The 19642-nt window shown below is 32.8% G+C and carries 18 protein-coding genes, 1 other RNA gene and 1 pseudogene; 17 read left to right on the top strand and 3 right to left on the bottom strand.

The features are described from left to right. The first annotated feature begins 280 nt into the window (after positions 1–280). Entirely contained in the window at positions 281–964 is a 684-nt protein-coding gene (locus tag EL082_RS09525; protein WP_002466709.1) for a DUF4887 domain-containing protein, read from the top strand. Positions 965–1082: 118 nt separating this feature from the next. On the opposite strand, the gene EL082_RS09520 is transcribed toward EL082_RS09525, so the two are convergent. Next, complete coding sequence (locus EL082_RS09520; RefSeq protein ID WP_002466717.1) at positions 1083–1304, bottom strand: hypothetical protein; 222 nt, start codon at positions 1302–1304, stop codon at positions 1083–1085. Positions 1305–1726: 422 nt separating this feature from the next. Between EL082_RS09520 and EL082_RS09515 the strand changes: the two genes are divergently transcribed. From EL082_RS09515 to ssrA, 12 genes are all read left to right on the top strand, one after another. Continuing rightward, positions 1727–2740 carry a sugar-binding transcriptional regulator gene (locus EL082_RS09515; RefSeq protein WP_002466710.1) on the top strand — a complete coding sequence of 338 codons (1014 nt, stop codon included), beginning with the start codon at positions 1727–1729 and terminating at the stop codon, positions 2738–2740. Positions 2741–2792: 52 nt separating this feature from the next. Beyond that, entirely contained in the window at positions 2793–3800 is a 1008-nt protein-coding gene (gene gap / locus EL082_RS09510) for a type I glyceraldehyde-3-phosphate dehydrogenase (RefSeq protein WP_002450898.1), read from the top strand. A 134-nt stretch (positions 3801–3934) separates the two neighbouring features. Next, positions 3935–5125: a phosphoglycerate kinase gene (locus EL082_RS09505; protein ID WP_031463920.1), complete on the top strand. Its 1191-nt coding sequence runs from the start codon at positions 3935–3937 to the stop codon at positions 5123–5125. Between the two features lie 102 nt (positions 5126–5227). Beyond that, a complete protein-coding gene (gene tpiA / locus EL082_RS09500) occupies positions 5228–5989 on the top strand; it encodes a triose-phosphate isomerase (RefSeq protein WP_015365264.1) in 762 nt (253 codons plus the stop codon). 2 nt (positions 5990–5991) lie between these two features. Then, positions 5992–7509 carry a 2,3-bisphosphoglycerate-independent phosphoglycerate mutase gene (gene gpmI, locus EL082_RS09495; RefSeq protein WP_002465365.1) on the top strand — a complete coding sequence of 506 codons (1518 nt, stop codon included), beginning with the start codon at positions 5992–5994 and terminating at the stop codon, positions 7507–7509. A gap of 141 nt (positions 7510–7650) precedes the next feature. Further along, positions 7651–8955: a surface-displayed alpha-enolase gene (gene eno, locus EL082_RS09490; protein WP_002450894.1), complete on the top strand. Its 1305-nt coding sequence runs from the start codon at positions 7651–7653 to the stop codon at positions 8953–8955. 217 nt (positions 8956–9172) lie between these two features. Beyond that, positions 9173–9631, top strand: coding sequence for a hypothetical protein (locus tag EL082_RS09485; protein ID WP_002450893.1), 459 nt, complete (start codon positions 9173–9175; stop codon positions 9629–9631). Positions 9632–9699: 68 nt separating this feature from the next. Continuing rightward, on the top strand, positions 9700–9933 hold the full coding sequence (gene secG, locus EL082_RS09480; RefSeq protein ID WP_002450892.1) for a preprotein translocase subunit SecG: 234 nt from the start codon (positions 9700–9702) through the stop codon (positions 9931–9933). A gap of 134 nt (positions 9934–10067) precedes the next feature. Then, on the top strand, positions 10068–10808 hold the full coding sequence (locus EL082_RS09475) for an alpha/beta hydrolase (RefSeq protein ID WP_015365262.1): 741 nt from the start codon (positions 10068–10070) through the stop codon (positions 10806–10808). 33 nt (positions 10809–10841) lie between these two features. Beyond that, positions 10842–13217: a ribonuclease R gene (gene rnr, locus EL082_RS09470; RefSeq protein WP_019235829.1), complete on the top strand. Its 2376-nt coding sequence runs from the start codon at positions 10842–10844 to the stop codon at positions 13215–13217. A gap of 21 nt (positions 13218–13238) precedes the next feature. Further along, positions 13239–13703 (top strand): SsrA-binding protein SmpB, encoded by a 465-nt coding sequence (smpB, locus tag EL082_RS09465; RefSeq protein WP_002466079.1) that lies wholly within the window; start codon positions 13239–13241, stop codon positions 13701–13703. Positions 13704–13871: 168 nt separating this feature from the next. Further along, positions 13872–14233: a transfer-messenger RNA gene (gene ssrA, locus EL082_RS09460) on the top strand. Positions 14234–14399: 166 nt separating this feature from the next. Here the strand turns inward: ssrA and EL082_RS09455 are convergent. Together EL082_RS09455 and EL082_RS09450 are read right to left on the bottom strand one after the other, a co-directional pair. Next, entirely contained in the window at positions 14400–14885 is a 486-nt protein-coding gene (locus EL082_RS09455; protein ID WP_015365260.1) for a hypothetical protein, read from the bottom strand. Between the two features lie 253 nt (positions 14886–15138). After that, the gene (locus EL082_RS09450; RefSeq protein ID WP_002466069.1) at positions 15139–15747 is read right to left on the bottom strand and encodes a stage II sporulation protein M; all 609 of its coding nucleotides are present in this window, start codon (positions 15745–15747) and stop codon (positions 15139–15141) included. Positions 15748–15962: 215 nt separating this feature from the next. On the opposite strand from EL082_RS09450, the gene EL082_RS11940 reads away from it, so the two are divergent. The 4 genes and pseudogenes from EL082_RS11940 (at position 15963) to EL082_RS09430 (ending at position 19578) form a co-directional block, all read left to right on the top strand. Beyond that, entirely contained in the window at positions 15963–16121 is a 159-nt protein-coding gene (locus tag EL082_RS11940) for a hypothetical protein (RefSeq protein WP_019235831.1), read from the top strand. 662 nt (positions 16122–16783) lie between these two features. Beyond that, positions 16784–17249 (top strand): annotated as a pseudogene (locus EL082_RS09445) (terminase small subunit). Positions 17250–17624: 375 nt separating this feature from the next. Then, positions 17625–18533, top strand: a complete 909-nt coding sequence (locus tag EL082_RS09440) for a hypothetical protein (RefSeq protein WP_015365257.1) — start codon at positions 17625–17627, stop codon at positions 18531–18533. A 688-nt stretch (positions 18534–19221) separates the two neighbouring features. Beyond that, positions 19222–19578 (top strand): hypothetical protein, encoded by a 357-nt coding sequence (locus EL082_RS09430; RefSeq protein WP_015365255.1) that lies wholly within the window; start codon positions 19222–19224, stop codon positions 19576–19578. Positions 19579–19642 lie beyond the last annotated feature (64 nt).

Genomic DNA, 19642 nt, shown 5'->3' with positions numbered 1-19642 from the left:
TTTGTGGTTATCATTAGTATGACTCTCTAAGTGATCTTCAATCATTTTCTTCATTATTATCACAAACCGTTCCTATTAAATTTATATTAAAAAAGTTTAAAATGGATGTTTCTTCTTCATTATGATGTTATCATAAATGAGATGAGATTAAGTAAATAGTAATTTGCTAATTCTATCGAAATTCTAAATATAAATTTTTGATGAATAAAACATAACGACAACTTAAGATATAAATTTATTTATAATAATATGATATTCCATGTTTAAAGTGAGGGAGAATATGTCAAAGCAAGATTTTAATGAGTACGACAATCAAGGTAAAAAAGGTATGAGTGGCATTGCGAAAATTATTAGTATCATTATCGTATTATTGCTACTAGGTGGTTTAACATTTGCTATATTTTCATTTGTAGATCATTCAAAGAAAGCTAATGAACGATTAAATAATGAGACGAAGCAAGAACAAAAAGATAAAAAAGACAAAGACGACAAAGATAAAAAAGAAAAATCGTCTGACAAAAAGTCTAATGAAAAGCAAAATACACAACAGCAACCATCACAACAACAGACGAGACAACAACCAACAACACAGCAACAACCTTCTACGCAACAACCCAAATCACAACAGCCTAAGACACAACAAAAACCAAAAGTAGATAATAAAACTAAAGAAGCACCAACTAAAGAAAAACCAAGTAAGCAAGAAAAGCCAAGCACTCAAGAGAAACCAAGTACCCAAGAAAAACCAAGCACGCAAGAGAAACCTAGCACACAACAAAAGCCAAGTACTCAAGAGAAACCAAGTTCACAACCTAAACCAAGTACTCAAGAAAAGCCAAGTGCCCAACAATCAACACAGAATAACTCAAATAATAATACGCAACGTAGTGCATCACAACAATCCAACAATAGTCAAAGTTCACAAAGTCAAAATAGTTCGTCTAACAATAAATCTGATGAATAAAAAATAAAAGGCCGATAAGGTATTTCGTACAATTGCGATTTGCAAGTTAATGTACTGACCTTATCGGCTTTTCTATTTTTAAAAGTAAGTAAATTCAGTACTGTGCCTCAAATACCATTTAAAATAACCAATAAATGAACATTGTGATTATAAGAGAAATGAGCATTAGTGTAGAGCAACCAATAGAACATCCACATCCCGTGTGTGTACATCCATATGTATAAACTTGATGATTGGATTTGTTATCGTCATAGCGATTTTGATGAAAATGTTCATCATCTTTATAACGTGGATCAGTTGGATCAATAACTTCTATTTTATTTTCCTCATCAGTACTCAAAATAAATTAAACCTTCTTTCAAAAAGAGTTGTCCTTATATTGATTATAAATGAAAAGCACAATGTTATAAAAGAATTGTTGCTTTATAAAGAGATGGTTAACTCGTAACATAAAGGGTAATATTATCAATGTGTAGAATAATATTTATCAATTTAATAGCGTACAACTAAAAGTTGATGAATAGCTTAAAATATCATGAATAAGTGATTGAATTCACGTAACCATACCTAAAGTAAATGAAATCGCTTTACACAATATTTGGAAAATTTTGAGCGGATTTACTTGCATTTTAATTCGCATAATAGTACTATTGCAATTGTAAAGAGGTTAGATTCTGTCCCACGTGGGACTTCAAACGTCAATCCTCTATGATTCAAGCAATATTGACTCATCCTTTAGAAATATACAAGGAGGAAAGAGTAGTGAAAGATTTGATCGAAATTCAACAACAACTTATTCCAGATTTGGTCGAAAAGATGTATCGTCGTTTTTCAATCTTAGCTACTATTTCTCAAAATGAGCCAGTTGGACGACGTAGTTTAAGTGAACATATGGATTTGACGGAAAGAGTTCTACGTTCTGAAACAGATTTGTTAAAAAAACAAGAACTAATCAAAGTTAAATCAACAGGAATGGAAATCACTGAAAAGGGTAAAGAGGTAATCAATCAATTAAATGATTATTTCAATCATTATTCAGATGATCACAAAATGGCTAACGCTATTAAAGAAAAGTACAACATAAAAGAAGTTCATGTTGTCCCTGGTGATTCAGACGAGAAACAATCAGTTAAAAGAGAAATGGGCAGACAGGCTGGCCAGTTATTAGAAAGTAGTTTATACGAAGATGCAATTGTGTCAGTAACTGGTGGTTCAACAATGGCTTATGTAAGTGAATCTATTCATTTACTACCATTTAATGTGTTTTTCGTACCTGCTCGTGGTGGTCTTGGTGAAAATATGGTATATCAAGCAAATACGATTGCATCAAGTATGGCACAACAAGCGGGTGGTTATTACACAACATTATATGTGCCTGATAACGTAAGTGAATCTACATATAATACATTAATGTTAGAACCTTCAGTCAGTCATACATTGGATAAAATTAAACAAGCGAATGTAACGATACATGGTATTGGTGATGCGCTGAAGATGGCGCATCGACGACAGTCACATAAAGATGTGATTGATAAGCTTCAACATCACCAAGCCGTGGGTGAAGCATTTGGTTATTATTTTGATGCTCAAGGTCATGTCGTCCACAAAGTAAAGACAATAGGATTACAATTAGAAGATCTTGAGTCCAAAGACTTTATCTATGCAGTGGCAGGTGGACAATCTAAGGGTGAAGCAATTAAAGCTTACTTAACCATTGCCCCTGACAACACAGTGTTAATCACTGATGAAGCTGCGGCGAAAGTAATATTAAATTAGGAATAAAAAGTTCAAAGCTTTTTAAATATCATTATTAAAGGAGGCCATTATAATGGCAGTAAAAGTAGCAATTAATGGTTTTGGTAGAATTGGTCGTTTAGCATTTAGAAGAATTCAAGACGTAGAAGGTTTAGAAGTAGTTGCAGTAAACGACTTAACTGATGACGATATGTTAGCACACTTATTAAAATATGACACTATGCAAGGTCGCTTCACTGGTGAAGTAGAAGTTATCGACGGTGGATTCCGTGTTAACGGTAAAGAAGTTAAATCATTCGATGAACCAGATGCAAGCAAATTACCTTGGAAAGACTTAGATATCGACGTAGTATTAGAATGTACTGGTTTCTATACTGACAAAGATAAAGCACAAGCTCATGTTGACGCAGGTGCTAAAAAAGTATTAATCTCAGCTCCAGCAACTGGTGACTTAAAAACAATCGTTTACAACACTAACCACGATGAATTAGATGGTTCTGAAACAGTAGTATCAGGTGCATCATGTACTACTAACTCATTAGCTCCTGTAGCTAAAGTGTTAAGTGATGAGTTCGGTTTAGTTGAAGGTTTAATGACAACTATCCACGCTTACACTGGTGACCAAAATACTCAAGATGCTCCACACAGAAAAGGCGACAAACGTCGTGCTCGTGCTGCAGCAGAAAACATCATCCCTAACTCAACTGGTGCTGCTAAAGCAATCGGTAAAGTAATTCCTGAAATCGACGGAAAATTAGACGGTGGTGCACAACGTGTTCCAGTTGCAACTGGTTCATTAACTGAATTAACAGTAGTATTAGAAAAAGACGTAACAGTTGAACAAGTTAACGAAGCAATGAAACAAGCTTCTGACGAATCATTCGGTTACACTGAAGACGAAATCGTATCTTCTGATGTAGTTGGTATGACTTACGGTTCATTATTCGATGCAACTCAAACTCGTGTAATGGCTGTTGGTGGTCGTCAATTAGTTAAAGTAGCTGCTTGGTACGACAATGAAATGTCATACACTGCTCAATTAGTACGTACTTTAAACAAATTAGCTGAGTTATCTAAATAATTAAAGCATAGTTAATTTAACTAGTGCTCTTAACTGTTAAATTTTATAATAAAGCTTATGAGTAAGCGGGGAGCACAAACGCTTCTCCGCTTATTTTTTAATATATGTTTTCCTAATTAAAGGAGGAAATGAAAATGGCTAAAAAAATAGTTTCTGATTTAGAACTTAAAGACAAAACGGTATTAGTTCGTGCGGACTTCAACGTACCATTAAAAGACGGTGAAATCACAAACGATAACCGTATTGTTCAAGCATTACCAACAATCAAATACATCATCGAACAAGGTGGTAAAGTTGTCTTATTCTCACACTTAGGTAAAGTGAAAGAAGAAAGCGACAAAGAATCATTAACTTTAAAACCTGTTGCAGATGACTTATCTAAAAAATTGGATAAAGACGTTGTATTTGTACCTGAAACTCGTGGCGAAAAATTAGAATCTGCAATCAAAGATCTTAAAGCTGGTGATGTATTATTAGTACAAAATACTCGTTTTGAAGATTTAGATGGTAAAAAAGAATCTAAAAATGACCCAGAATTAGGTAAATACTGGGCTTCATTAGGTGACGTATTTGTAAATGATGCATTCGGTACTGCTCACCGTGAACATGCTTCTAACGTAGGTATTTCTACTCATTTAGAAACTGCAGCTGGTTTCTTAATGGAAAAAGAAATTAAATTCATTGGTGGCGTAGTAAATGATCCACACAAACCAGTGGTAGCAATCCTTGGTGGTGCTAAAGTTTCTGATAAAATCGGTGTAATCAAAAACTTATTAAACATTGCTGATAAAATCCTTATCGGTGGTGGAATGGCTTATACATTCCTTAAAGCACAAGGTAAAGAAATTGGATTATCTTTATTAGAAGAAGACAAAATTGACTTTGCTAAAGAATTACTAGAAAGCAATGGAGACCAAATTGTATTACCTGTTGACGCTAAAGTAGCAAAAGAATTCTCAAATGATGCAGAAATCACTGAAGTATCAATTGATGATATTCCAAAAGACCAAGAAGCAATGGATGTTGGTCCTAAAACTGTTGAATTATTTAACAAAGAATTACAAGGTGCGCATACATTAGTATGGAATGGACCTATGGGTGTATTCGAATTTAGTAACTTTGCTCAAGGTACTATCGGTGTATGTGAGTCAATCGCTAACTTAAAAGATGCCGTGACAATTATCGGTGGTGGTGATTCTGCAGCAGCAGCAATCTCACTAGGATTCGAAGATAACTTCACTCACATTTCTACTGGTGGCGGTGCATCATTAGAATACTTAGAAGGTAAAGAATTACCTGGTATTAAAGCAATCAACAATAAATAATATCTATAAAATGTTGTGTTTTTCTCAGATATATTCGGGAAAACGAATGTTGAAAGATATATAGTATACCAATAAACATTAAAATATTAAGGAGTGTATTGAATGAGAACACCAATTATCGCAGGTAACTGGAAAATGAACAAAACAGTTCAAGAAGCTAAAGATTTCGTTAATGAATTATCAACATTACCTGATCCTAAAGAAGTTGAATCAGTAATTTGTGCACCAACAATTCAATTAGATGCATTAATCACAGCAGTTAAAGATGGTAAAGCTAAAGGCTTACAAATCGGTGCTCAAAATGCATATTTTGAAGATAATGGTGCTTTCACAGGAGAAACTTCTCCAGTAGCATTAGCTGATTTAGGCGTGAAATATGTTGTCATCGGACACTCTGAACGTCGTGACTTATTCCACGAAACAGACGAAGAAGTTAATAAAAAAGCGCACGCTATCTTCAATCACGGCATGACACCAATCATTTGTGTTGGTGAATCAGATGAAGAACGTGAAAGTGGTAAAGCTAATGAAGTTGTAGGTAACCAAGTTAAGAAAGCTGTTGAAGGTTTATCAAATGACCAACTTAAACAAGTTGTGATTGCATATGAACCAATTTGGGCTATCGGTACTGGTAAATCATCTACATCTGAAGATGCTAATGAAATGTGTGCACATGTTCGTAAAACAATTGCAGACTTATCAAGCCAAGATGTAGCTGATGCAACTCGTATTCAATATGGTGGTAGTGTTAAACCTAACAACATCAAAGAATATATGGCTCAATCAGATATCGACGGCGCATTAGTAGGCGGCGCTTCATTAAAAGTAGAAGATTTTGAACAATTGTTAGAAGGTGCAAAATAATTATGGCAAAACAACCAACTGCCTTAATCATTTTAGATGGTTTTGCAAATCGTGAAAGTGAACACGGTAACGCTGTAAAATTAGCAAACAAACCTAATTTTGATCGTTACTACAATAAATATCCAACTACTCAAATAGAGGCAAGTGGATTAGATGTTGGTCTTCCTGAAGGCCAAATGGGTAACTCTGAAGTAGGACACATGAATATTGGTGCTGGACGTATTGTTTATCAAAGTTTAACTCGTATTAACAAATCAATCGAAGACGGAGACTTCTTCGAAAATGATGTGTTAAATAACGCAGTAAAACATGTGAAAGACAACAATTCTGCATTACATGTATTCGGTTTACTATCAGATGGCGGTGTTCACAGTCATTATAAACACTTATTTGCTATTTTAGAATTAGCTAAAAAGCAAGGTGTTGAAAAAGTATATGTACATGCATTTTTAGATGGACGTGACGTTGATCAAAAATCTGCAATTAAATATATCGAAGAAACAGAAGCTAAATTTAAAGAATTAGGTGTAGGCCAATTTGCTTCAGTATCTGGACGTTATTATGCAATGGACCGTGATAAACGTTGGGATCGTGAAGAAAAAGCTTACAACGCAATTCGTAATTTTGAAGGTCCTACATTCGCTACTGCTAAAGAAGGTGTAGAAGCGAACTATGATAAAGATTTAACAGATGAGTTTGTTGAACCATTTATCGTTGAAGGACAAAATGATGGCGTTAATGACGGAGATGCAGTTATTTTCTATAACTTCCGTCCAGACAGAGCTGCACAATTATCAGAAGTATTCACTAATAAAGCATTTGAAGGTTTCAAAGTAGAACGAGTTAATGACTTATTCTATGCTACATTTACAAAATACAACGATGACGTTGATGCTGAAGTTGTATTTGAAAAAGTAGATCTTAAAAATACAATTGGTGAAGTTGCTCAAGATAATAATCTTACACAATTACGTATTGCTGAGACTGAAAAATTCCCTCATGTCACTTACTTCATGAGTGGTGGTCGTAATGCTGAATTTGAAGGTGAACGTAGACGTTTAATCGATTCACCTAAAGTTGCAACTTATGACTTAAAACCAGAAATGAGCGCATATGAAGTAAAAGATGCCTTATTAGAAGAATTAGACAAAGGTGATTTAGATTTAATCTTATTAAACTTTGCTAATCCTGACATGGTTGGTCACAGTGGTATGTTAGAGCCAACAATCAAAGCTATCGAAGCTGTTGATGAATGTTTAGGTGAAGTTGTAGATAAAATTATCGATATGGGTGGTCATGCGATTATCACTGCAGACCATGGTAACTCTGACCAAGTCTTAACAGATGATGATCAACCAATGACTACACATACAACTAACCCAGTTCCAGTTATTGTTACAAAAGAAGGCGTAACTTTAAGAGAAACTGGTCGCTTAGGTGACTTAGCACCAACATTATTAGATTTATTAAATGTTCAACAACCTGAAGATATGACAGGTGAATCTTTAATTAATCATTAATTTATAGAAAATGTGTTTCAAATAAGGAATTAAGTTCCCTTGTTTGTTAACTTTTCGTTAACAACATGTATTATCATTTTATTAATTAAATAAATAAAGCTATAATAGCTTTAAATCATATATTTAAAGGAGAAATTAAACATGCCAATTATTACAGATGTTTACGCTCGCGAAGTCTTAGACTCACGTGGTAACCCAACAGTTGAGGTAGAAGTATTAACTGAAAGTGGCGCTTTCGGCCGTGCATTAGTACCATCAGGTGCTTCTACAGGTGAACACGAAGCAGTAGAATTACGTGACGGTGACAAATCACGTTACTTAGGTAAAGGTGTTACTAAAGCTGTTGAAAACGTAAATGAAATCATCGCACCAGAAATCGTTGAAGGTGAATTCTCAGTATTAGATCAAGTATCTATCGACAAAATGATGATTCAATTAGACGGTACTTCAAATAAAGGTAAATTAGGTGCTAACGCTATTTTAGGTGTATCAATTGCCGTAGCTAGAGCAGCAGCTGACTTATTAGGTCAACCTTTATACAAATACTTAGGTGGATTTAACGGTAAACAATTACCAGTTCCAATGATGAACATCGTTAACGGTGGTTCTCACTCAGATGCGCCAATCGCATTCCAAGAGTTCATGATTTTACCAGTAGGTGCTGAATCATTCAAAGAATCATTACGTTGGGGCGCTGAAATCTTCCATAACTTAAAATCAATTTTAAGTAAACGTGGATTAGAAACTGCAGTAGGTGACGAAGGTGGTTTCGCTCCTAAATTTGAAGGTACAGAAGATGCTGTAGAAACAATTATCCAAGCTATCGAAGCTGCTGGTTACAAACCAGGTGAAGAAGTATTCTTAGGATTTGACTGTGCTTCATCAGAATTCTACGAAAATGGTGTTTATGACTACACTAAATTCGAAGGTGAACATGGTGCTAAACGTAGCGCAGCTGAACAAGTTGACTACTTAGAACAATTAATTAACAAATACCCAATCATCACTATTGAAGACGGTATGGACGAAAACGACTGGGAAGGTTGGAAACAACTTACAGAACGTATCGGTGATAAAGTACAATTAGTTGGTGACGATTTATTCGTAACTAACACTGAAATCTTATCTAAAGGTATCGAACAAGGTATTGGTAACTCAATCTTAATCAAAGTTAACCAAATCGGTACTTTAACTGAAACATTCGATGCAATCGAAATGGCTCAAAAAGCTGGTTACACAGCAGTAGTTTCTCACCGTTCAGGTGAAACAGAAGATACAACAATTTCTGATATCGCTGTTGCTACAAACGCTGGTCAAATCAAAACTGGTTCATTATCAAGAACTGACCGTATTGCTAAATACAATCAATTATTACGTATTGAAGATGAATTATACGAAACTGCTAAATTTGATGGTATTAAATCATTCTACAATTTAGACAAATAAGTTTTGTTTTATCTTTAAAATTATTGAGTTCACGCTAAAAGTCTAGGATGTGCATCCTAGAAATATAACCCGTTACAGAGTTGAGGCTGTAACGGGTTTTTTATATGTTCATGCTATTGTGTCTAATCAATAAAATGTATATCAATAAGTATGATTTAACTTATATATACAAACTGGTATAATAATGTAAGTATTCAATTATAAAAGGAGAACGACAATGGCTGAAACAACAAAAAGAGAAGTCGTTACAGGTAATGTAATAGCTATCAGTTCACTTATATTTTTCATATTGTTAATCATTCATAATTTTATCGTGTTAGATGCTACAACTGTCAAAACACTGTTATCACTAGCAGGTCAAAAGACAACGACTAATTCAGTAAATCAAGTATTAAACAGTTTTAGATTTGACGGTGTCATGTATTTATTAGCTTATTTATCAGGTGTCATTGCATATTGGAATCGCCATCCTTATTTATGGTGGTTTATGTTTGCAGTATATATTTCGAATGCTTTCTTTACACTCGTCAATTTATACATGGTTGTACAAGCGATACTAGATGTTAAAAGTGTGATTGCCATATTACCAATTTTAATTGTAGTGATTGGTTCACTTATTTTAGCAGCTTATATGTTAGTCGTATCAATTAAGCGTAAAAGTACGTTCAATCGATAGAAGATTGATAAACAATACGAATGTGTGTTATAATTCGATTCGTATATAATGAATGGAGGACAATTTTTATGCATACATTTTTCGTCGTATTATTAATTATAGATTGTATTGCATTAGTGACTGTTGTATTACTCCAAGAAGGAAAAAGTAATGGACTTTCAGGTGCTATCAGTGGCGGCGCAGAACAGTTATTTGGTAAACAAAAACAACGTGGCGTCGATTTATTCTTGCATAGATTAACAATAATTTTATCTGTAATATTCTTTTTACTTATGATTGGCATAAGTTATCTTGGTTTATAAGGTCCGACGATGTTCATGTCGGGCTTTTTTATTTATAATAAAGAGAAAATGAATGGTAGAGATATTGACTAATAAAGGGAAGTCGTTTGATATAAAAATGGTTTATGAATACTTTTGGAAGAGGGATGAACATCATGCAAATTAAACTACCTAAGCCTTTCTTTTTCGAAGAGGGCAAGCGTGCAGTATTGTTATTACATGGATTTACAGGTAATTCTTCAGATGTAAGACAATTAGGCCGTTTCTTACAGAAAAAGGGCTATACATCTTATGCGCCACAATATGAGGGACATGCTGCACCACCTGAAGAGATATTAAAATCAAGTCCATACGTATGGTTTAAAGATGTCTTAGATGGCTATCAATATTTAGTTGATCAAGGATATGATGAAATCGCAGTTGCGGGATTATCATTAGGTGGCGTTTTTGCTCTAAAATTAAGCTTAAACAGAGATGTTAAGGGTATTATAACTATGTGCGCTCCTATGGATGATAAGTCATCGAGCACAATTTACGACGGGTTTTTAGAATATGCTAGAAATTTCAAGAAATATGAGGGTAAAGATCAAGCGACCATTGATCAAGAAATGGAACATTTCCATCCAACTGAAACACTTGAAGAATTAAGTGCTACAATGAAAGGCGTTAAAGATCAAGTGGATGAAGTGATGGACCCAATATTAGTTGTTCAAGCAGAACAAGATAAAATGATTGATCCTCAATCAGCAAATTATATATATGAAACTGTAGAATCTGATGATAAAGATATTAAATGGTATGCGAACTCAGGACATGTAATCACAATCGATAAAGAAAAAGAACAAGTCTTTGAGGATATATACGAATTTTTAGAATCATTAGATTGGTCAGAATAAAAATAAACAAGATAATTAGAAAGGAGGGGCATAATGAATTTAAAACAATCCATCGAAGAAATGATTAAACAACCTGACTACGAACCCATGTCAGTATCAGATTTTCAAGATGCGTTAGGTTTAAATAGTGCCGACTCATTCAGAGATTTAATAAAGGTGCTTGTTGAACTAGAACAAACTGGTTTGATTGAACGTACGAAGACAGATAGATATCAACGAAAGCAATCTAGTAAGTCAAATTCGAAATTAGTAAGAGGAACGTTAAGTCAGAATAAAAAAGGATTTGCGTTCTTAAGACCAGAAGAAGAGGGTGTAGATGACATCTTCATCCCGCCAACAAAAATCAATAGAGCCTTAGATGGAGATACCGTCATTGTAGAAGTTCACAAAGGTAGAGGCGACTTTAAAGGCAAGACAGAAGGGGAAGTCAAATCCATCGAAAAACACTCTGTCACTCAAGTAGTAGGTACTTATAGTGAAGCGAAACATTTCGGGTTTGTCATTCCAGATGATAAACGTATTATGCAGGATATCTTTATTCCTAAGGGTCAAAGCTTAGGTGCAGTAGATGGTCATAAAGTATTAGTGCAAATCACTAAATATGCTGATGGTACAGATAACCCGGAAGGCCACATTTCAGCAATACTAGGCCATAAAAACGATCCTGGTGTAGATATTTTATCTATCATTTATCAACATGGTATTGAAATAGAATTCCCAGATAATGTACTTAAAGAAGCTGAAGATGTTCCTGATGAAATTGAACCTTCTGAAATCGAAGGACGTCATGATTTAAGAGACGAATTAACGATTACAATTGATGGCGCAGATGCTAAAGACTTAGATGACGCCATTAGCGTTAAAAAATTAAAAAATGGTAATACGGAATTAACTGTAAGTATTGCAGATGTTAGTTATTATGTAACTGAAGATTCAGCTTTAGATAAAGAGGCTTATGATAGAGCTACAAGCGTGTACTTAGTAGACAGAGTTATTCCAATGATTCCGCATAGATTAAGTAATGGTATTTGTTCATTAAATCCTGAAGTTGATCGTTTAACGTTAAGTTGTCGTATGGAAATCAATGCACGTGGTGAAGTAGTGAACCATGACATTTTTGATAGTGTCATCCATTCAAACTACAGAATGACTTATGATGCGGTTAACCAAATTATTACTGAACAAAATCCAGATGTGCGTCGTCAATATAGTGAAGTCACACCAATGCTTGACTTGGCACAAGATTTATCTAACCTTTTAGTAAATATGAGAAAACGTCGTGGTGAAATTGATTTCGACATTAACGAAGCGAAAGTACTTGTTAATGAAGATGGCATTCCAACAGATGTACAAGTGCGCGAACGTGGTGAAGGTGAACGTTTAATTGAGTCATTCATGTTAGCGGCTAATGAAACCGTAGCTGAACACTTTAATAAACTAGAAGTACCATTTATCTATCGTGTCCACGAACAACCTAAATCAGAACGTTTGAGACAGTTCTTTGACTTTATTACGAACTTTGGCATTATGATTAAAGGTACAGGCGAAGATATTCATCCGACAACGCTTCAAAATATTCAAGAAGAGGTTGAAGGACGACCAGAACAAATGGTTATCTCAACGATGATGTTACGTTCAATGCAACAAGCACATTATGATGATGTGAACTTAGGTCACTTTGGTCTATCTGCAGAGTATTACACACATTTCACATCACCTATACGTCGTTATCCGGATTTAACGGTACATCGTTTAATTCGTAAATACCTTATTGAACATTCAATGGATAAAAAGGAACAACATAAATGGGAAGATAAACTACCAGAACTAGCTGAACACACATCTCAACGTGAACGACGTGCGATTGAAGCAGAACGTGATACAGATGAGTTGAAGAAAGCTGAATATATGATTCAACACATTGGTGACGAATTCGAAGGTATCATTAGTTCTGTAGCTAATTTTGGTATGTTCATTGAATTACCAAATACTATTGAAGGTATGGTCCATATTTCAAATATGACCGATGATTATTATCAATTTGATGAACGTCAAATGGCATTAATTGGTGAACGCCAAGCCAAAGTGTTCCGTATCGGTGACGCTGTCAAAGTCAAAGTGACACATGTCGATGTGGATGAACGCATGATTGATTTCCAAATCGTAGGAATGCCATTACCTAAGAATGATAGAAGCCAACGACCAGCGCGTGGTAAGACCATTCAAGCAAAAACACGTGGTAAATCATTAGATAAATCAAAATCTGATGATAAAGGAAACGGTAAAAACAAACGTAAACAACGTAAAGGTAAAAATGCACGCCAACAAGATAAAAAAGGCAACACGAAGCATAAACCATTCTATAAAGATAAAAGCGTTAAGAAAAAATCACGTAAAAAGAAAAAATAAGCAGCAAAGAGGTGAGACAGAATGGCTAAGAAAAAATCACCAGGCACATTAGCTGAAAACCGTAAAGCAAGACATGATTATAATATAGAAGATACGATTGAAGCGGGGATTGTGTTACAAGGTACAGAAATTAAATCTATACGTAGAGGTAGCGCCAATCTTAAAGATAGCTATGCTCAAGTAAAACGTGGTGAAATCTATTTAAATAATATGCATATTGCGCCTTATGAAGAAGGTAACCGATTTAACCATGATCCATTGCGATCACGTAAGTTGCTCCTTCATAAAAGAGAAATTATTAAATTAGGTGACCGCACACGAGAAATTGGGTATTCTATTATTCCGCTAAAATTGTACTTAAAGCATGGTCAATGCAAAGTATTATTAGGTATTGCACGCGGTAAGAAAAAATATGACAAACGACAAGCTTTAAAAGAAAAAGCAGTCAAACGTGATATGGATCGCGCAGTAAAAGCCCGTTATTAAGCAATACTATTGCTTACACGGGCTACATTTGATATATTAATAAGTGCTTTGTTAGAAAAGTGGTCAAGTAAGAACATCTTATTTTAGGTGACTCAGGCGTTGTTCATCAAGTGCGAGTGACAATGATATTAATGATATGTTTGATTTCTACAAAGTACATTTTATTACGGGGACGTTTATGGATTCGACAGGGGTCCCCAGAGCTTATTAAGCGTGTCGGAGGGTTGTCTCCGTCACTAACACACTCAGTTTATAATAACTGGCAAATCAAACAATAATTTCGCAGTAGCTGCGTAATAGCACTCTGCATCGCCTAACAGCATCTCCTATGTGCTGTTAACGCGATTCAACCTAAGTAGGATATGCTAAACACTGCCGTTTGAAGTCTGTTTAGATGAAAACCAATCAAACTAGCATAATGTTGGTTGTTTATCACCTCTCATTATGCGAAACTCAATGATAAACTACACACGTAGAAAGATATGTATCAGGACCTCTGGACGCGGGTTCAAATCCCGCCGTCTCCATTATATAGCCTGCAACCCATGTGGTTGTGGGCTTTTTATTTTCGTTGCCACAGTATTGCCCCAGCACATAAAAACACTACCAATTTAATAAGCTATAGATATATATTGGGAATAATATAAAAACATTTTCGTTGAATTCATATTAAAATGGATCATGCGGAAGTGTTTTTTATTCTGAATCTTTAGGGACTGCACCATCTTTAGGCAGTCCAGTTTCAGGGTCTAATTGGTCGTTAGAATAAGATTTTTCGGAAGTAGGAACGCCTCCCATATCTCCATTAGGTATACCTGTATAGCCATTTTGTTTAGCAACTTTTGCATTAGCTTCCATTTGTTGTTTAGTTAAAGCCCTATTATTGTCTTGAGTCTGAACGTTTTGTTGTTGTGTCTGTTGATTAGTTTGTTCAGTAGATTGTTGTTGATTAGTATTCTGTTCAACAGATTGGTTTAGTGCTTCTTCTTTAGATTGCATTTTATGTTCTTTCTTCTTATCCTTCTTACTTTGTTTATCTTTCTTTGGATCATTAGATTTTTTATCAGACTTAGTTTCTGATTTTTTATTTTCGTCTTTCATTGCTTTGTCATTATTTTGACCACATGCAGTTAGTAAAACTGTTGCTGATAATAATGCAGCTCCTAATAATTTAAAATTCATGCTATTAATATCCTTTCATATGTTATATTTAATTTAATATTACAATTTAATTCCAAAATATTTAATTAAGTAAATGTTATTAAAGGTAATAATAAATATTGATTCTAAAGTAATTGTTGACAAAAAGCTAAGCTGAACGGATTTTATAAAAGTTGGATAAGCATTAATCGAATACTGATTTTCATGTTTGGGATGTATATTAAATTAGAGAAATACAAGGAAGTCCAATATCGATCGTAGAGGGCTTGTTATTTTAGGTTAGTAGATCAAATATAAATTTAGATAAATAATTCTCGAAAAAAGCTGCTATTACAAATAAAGGTAAGGCTATAAATACATATATTTTCAATAAGTTGATTATAGATAATTTTAGAGATAAATTCTCTTTTTTGTTTTTTCTAAATAAGTTGGTGATTTTTCTAATAATAGCTTGGTTAACTTTGACGAGACCGCTAGCAACAAAGCAAAAAGCTAATATTTCTACGAAGAAGTGAGGGATTGAAGATATAGTCACCATAGTCCCTTTATAAATGTCATAATTAATTACGAAACCTAGAGCTATAGCAGGAGGAATCGCTGTAGAGATAATGTTTAAATAATATAAAAAAGGGATTGGAATGATAGCTAATATTAGCATTTGAAAAGGAACTTTAAACCCATTATTTAGTATATATTCCCAAACTTTTTCTAACCCTACTGCATTGGCAACGTTACTGGGTATACCTTTAGATAGATTTTTTATGGTTTCAGTAGAAGGGCTAAATATAATTGCTAAAATAAAGGTGACTAAGAAAATTATTAATATTGTAACTAAAAATTTTATCGTTCTTCTAATATATGTCTCATCATGAATTTTAAACATAACTGCCTCCATTTTTAATTAATTGCCAATATTTGTTGATAGTAAAGGCCAAAATGAAAATGAGTTAAGTTTGAGGAATGAATAAAGTAAAGAGGTATATAAGCGTTTTTGATTTTTTGATACAGGCTATATTTATAATTCAGGTTTTGAAATAAACTGATTATGATATCATTAAAAGTAGGTAACTTATTATAATTACAAAAGGAGTTATACATATGAATAATCAAAATAAAATTTATATTCATCCAATTTTAAGTATATTAGGTTTCACTGTATTATTCAGTTTTATAATGGGGTTTCCTTTTGGAACATTTATTGGTTTAGCAATAGGCTTAGTTATTAGCAAACGAAATAAAGGTTTAGAGAATTATTAAATATGTTTACTATCTAATCAGTATGTTCTTTACTCTTAGAAACGTACTATGTCGATTACTACCTAATAGAATGAATTGTTCACTGAAGCATATAAAATAGCTCATAATTAAAGATAAATATTTGTAGATACTGAGTGCATTAAATTAATATCATTCTTGGTAATATAATTAAAAGTCTATGGAGGGCATCTATTTGGAGTTAATATTCAATATTATTGGTAGTATTTTATACGTGATCGTAGATTTTATAATTCATGGAAAATCTGATGAGGAATTTAGAGAAAGTAAGAAAAAACAAAGTAATTCATAAAAAAAGCATTATTTTGAAGTGAAGAGCAAGAGTGTGAATATTAATTTAATCAAACCTAATAGATACATAAAGCTCTTGTAATTTTTCAATTTTACACGCAACTGAAAAGACATCTTAAACATTACTACGACAAAAATTATAGCAATTTTTATGTGAAAAGATAAACGCATTAATGAACTCCAGCCGTATCCATTATATAGCCTGCGACCCATGTGGTTGTGGGCTTTTATTGTATGTGATGTGGTTAGTAGTAAATATTTGATGTAGCTCGAATAAAAGAACTAAAATATATGTCATTTGAGAGAGACGTAGTGATTATTAGGACGAATAAACAAGTAGAAAAGAGAGTTTTGTGAATGAGTAATTTTTATGATACTTAACGTTACTCAAAGCATTATAAATGCCGGTTATAGCTCAAATAGCGCATATGTAACAGGTAGCAGACTTTTGCGCAATGAGAAAGTAAAAGACTATATTCAAAGCAAGAAAGATGAGATTATAGACGATACCATTTTAACTGCGAAAAAAACACTATACTTGCTATCACGTTCAGCAGTGGGTGAGGAAACTGAAGTGAAAGAAGTTGTAGTTAAGAAAAGTTCATTTGAAAAGAACCCCGACACAGGACACATGAACCTCGTAAACAACGAACATGTGAAGTGCCCATTAAAGCGAATGATCGTTTAAAAGCTTGTGACCTTATTCGACATTAACACATTATATTTACTGATAAAGTGGATATAAATGTGGCAACACCAATATTTATTGATAGTCTTGTTCAAGACGATGAGAAGAATGAGCGAGATTTAATAGAATAGGAAAAGCAATATCCAAATACTGATTTTCATATTGATGATATTGGGAGATTTGAGGAATAAAGGAAGTTATATAAATATATGTGAGGGTATCGTTTAAGTAAAGGAGGGACGATAATATGTCTATTGGGTTATGGGTAAGTGTCATTTTTGCTGTACTTATAGGTGGTGGTGGCGTTTTATATGCCTATATCAAAGGAGAAAATAAGAAATGATTATATAATTAGTACTAGGTGCTAAAATATTGTATAATGGTATTGTGTAGTTGCAACTAATGTCATTCCCCGATATTAGTTGCTTTTTTCATATATAATCTTTTTATTTTGTAGATTTAAATATATAATGTATAAAACTACACACGAAAGAGGTTAAGGGGAAATGAATACGATTACAAAAAAATATGATTTCTTTGTTTTAACTTATGAATTTAAAGGTAAGGTTGACAAAAATTATGAAAGAATGAATGAATATTTAAAAGAATCTTTGGAAGAATTTGAAAAAAATAAAGATTTTAATTTTATTAAATGTAAAAAATCAACTTATATCGGATTTAACTATATTGAAAAATATAAGTACATAAATAATGAAGTTTGGGTTTTTTGTTTATCTAAAACGGTTACTACAAAAATTGCAGTTATAAATGAAATTAAAAAAACAGTAAAAGATGGTAGATCTGAATATGGCGATGAACCGGAGCAAGGCTTAACAGTTGATACTGTAGTGTTATTTTGCCCTAGATATGGAGTAGTGATTATTCCATCAAATAGAGGAGGGATTTCTCAATCAGATTTTAAAAGTTTTTTTTATAGAACAGTTAAGAAAAAAGGTGCCAAATTGAACGTTGCTATAAATAACACAAAAATTGATAATTTAAAACACATTGATGATCTAAAAGAAATTGAGTTTAATATTTCTAGAATTGTAGATGTAGATAAAATAAAGAATAAAAATCAGTCAACGCAAAGAGATAAAAAAATGATTGATAAACTAAATGCAGATTCTATGAAGGTAAAGTATACATCAAAAGCTTTAGATATTTCAGAGTCATTAAAACAAATAAAAAATATTTTAGCGAAAGATGAGACAAAAGAAGTCAAAAAAATGGTTATTAGAGGGGAGAATGATGGCCATGAACAAATTATTGATCTTATCGCTAACAGATTAATATATATAGATGATGATGTAGAATTAAACAACAATAATAAAATAACTATTAATTCTATGATTAAATCGATAAAAAAAGCTTATAGAGATAATTTAAAGATTATTGAAAAAGATATTCTTTAACAATTTGATAAAGGGTTGTGATTTTGTGTTTAAAAGAAACATAGATGTTGTTTTGTTTTTTATAATCCTAATTATTGTGTTCTTGTGTTTGAATGTTCAATATTCTGTTATTCAGAATAAAGAACAATATAGTGATTTTTTGGAAACAGTAATATCTTTTTCTTCTTTAACAACAGCATTTTTGTTTTTTTCTGTTACTCTTATACCACTTTTAAACGATAGAGCAAAATTGTTTGAGAAGTTAGACACAGAAAAGAAATTGATTGAAAATATTATGCTAAATACAGAGATGTTCTTATTGTTATCTATTTATACATTGGTTTTGTACTGTTTTAAATTATATGATATTGAAATTGATAACATTTATTTTGTTATTTGGTATTCAATTATATGTGCTTCTATTTTTAAACTAATAAGAACTTTCTATTTTTTGACAATCAATATTGCTAAGACCATTAAATGAAGATTAATATATATTAAAACACTTATATAAGGAATAATAAATAATGTATGACACATGATTTTAGAAAGATCTTTGTTCTAATAGTGGTGTTATCCATTCTGAGAAATGTCCTGTGTAGCAGTGAGGAATGAGTTTGTGTAACTATATAGGTAAAATATCTATTGTAACTAAATGGTATTTATTACGTAATAAATATTAATAATATGATAAAAATGAGGTAGGATTATGAACAATATTTTATTTAAAATACCCAATGACATAACTAAACAAGAGGTTATTAATAAGATGAATTACTTTAAGGAAAAGTCGCAAGAAATTAGCGAGGTATTCGAAGATGATGTTACTAATGGGAGAGATTTAGCTAGAGAGTTAAGGAAAGAGTTAGAATTAGAGTATAAAAATAATAATTTAATTAGAACTCAAAAATATTATGTTAATAATATTTATTTTAAAACTTTTAAGGTAGCTGTTAGAGATTCTTATGTTAATGTAATAGGTCAACTAGATAAAGGGCGTAAAACAAGAAGTTTTCTATATGATGTACAAGATTATATGACATATTACGAAAATGACTTTAAATGATTTAAGGGCGAAAAAGGGCATAATTTTGAAATAAAGAGCAAGAGTATGAACAGTAGTATAATCA

The sequence above is a fragment of the Staphylococcus warneri genome, assembly GCF_900636385.1.
In the GTDB taxonomy this organism is placed as follows: Bacteria; Bacillota; Bacilli; order Staphylococcales; family Staphylococcaceae; genus Staphylococcus; species Staphylococcus warneri.
Note: the sequence above shows the minus strand (reverse complement) of the source record. Positions and strands in the feature narration are given on the sequence as shown.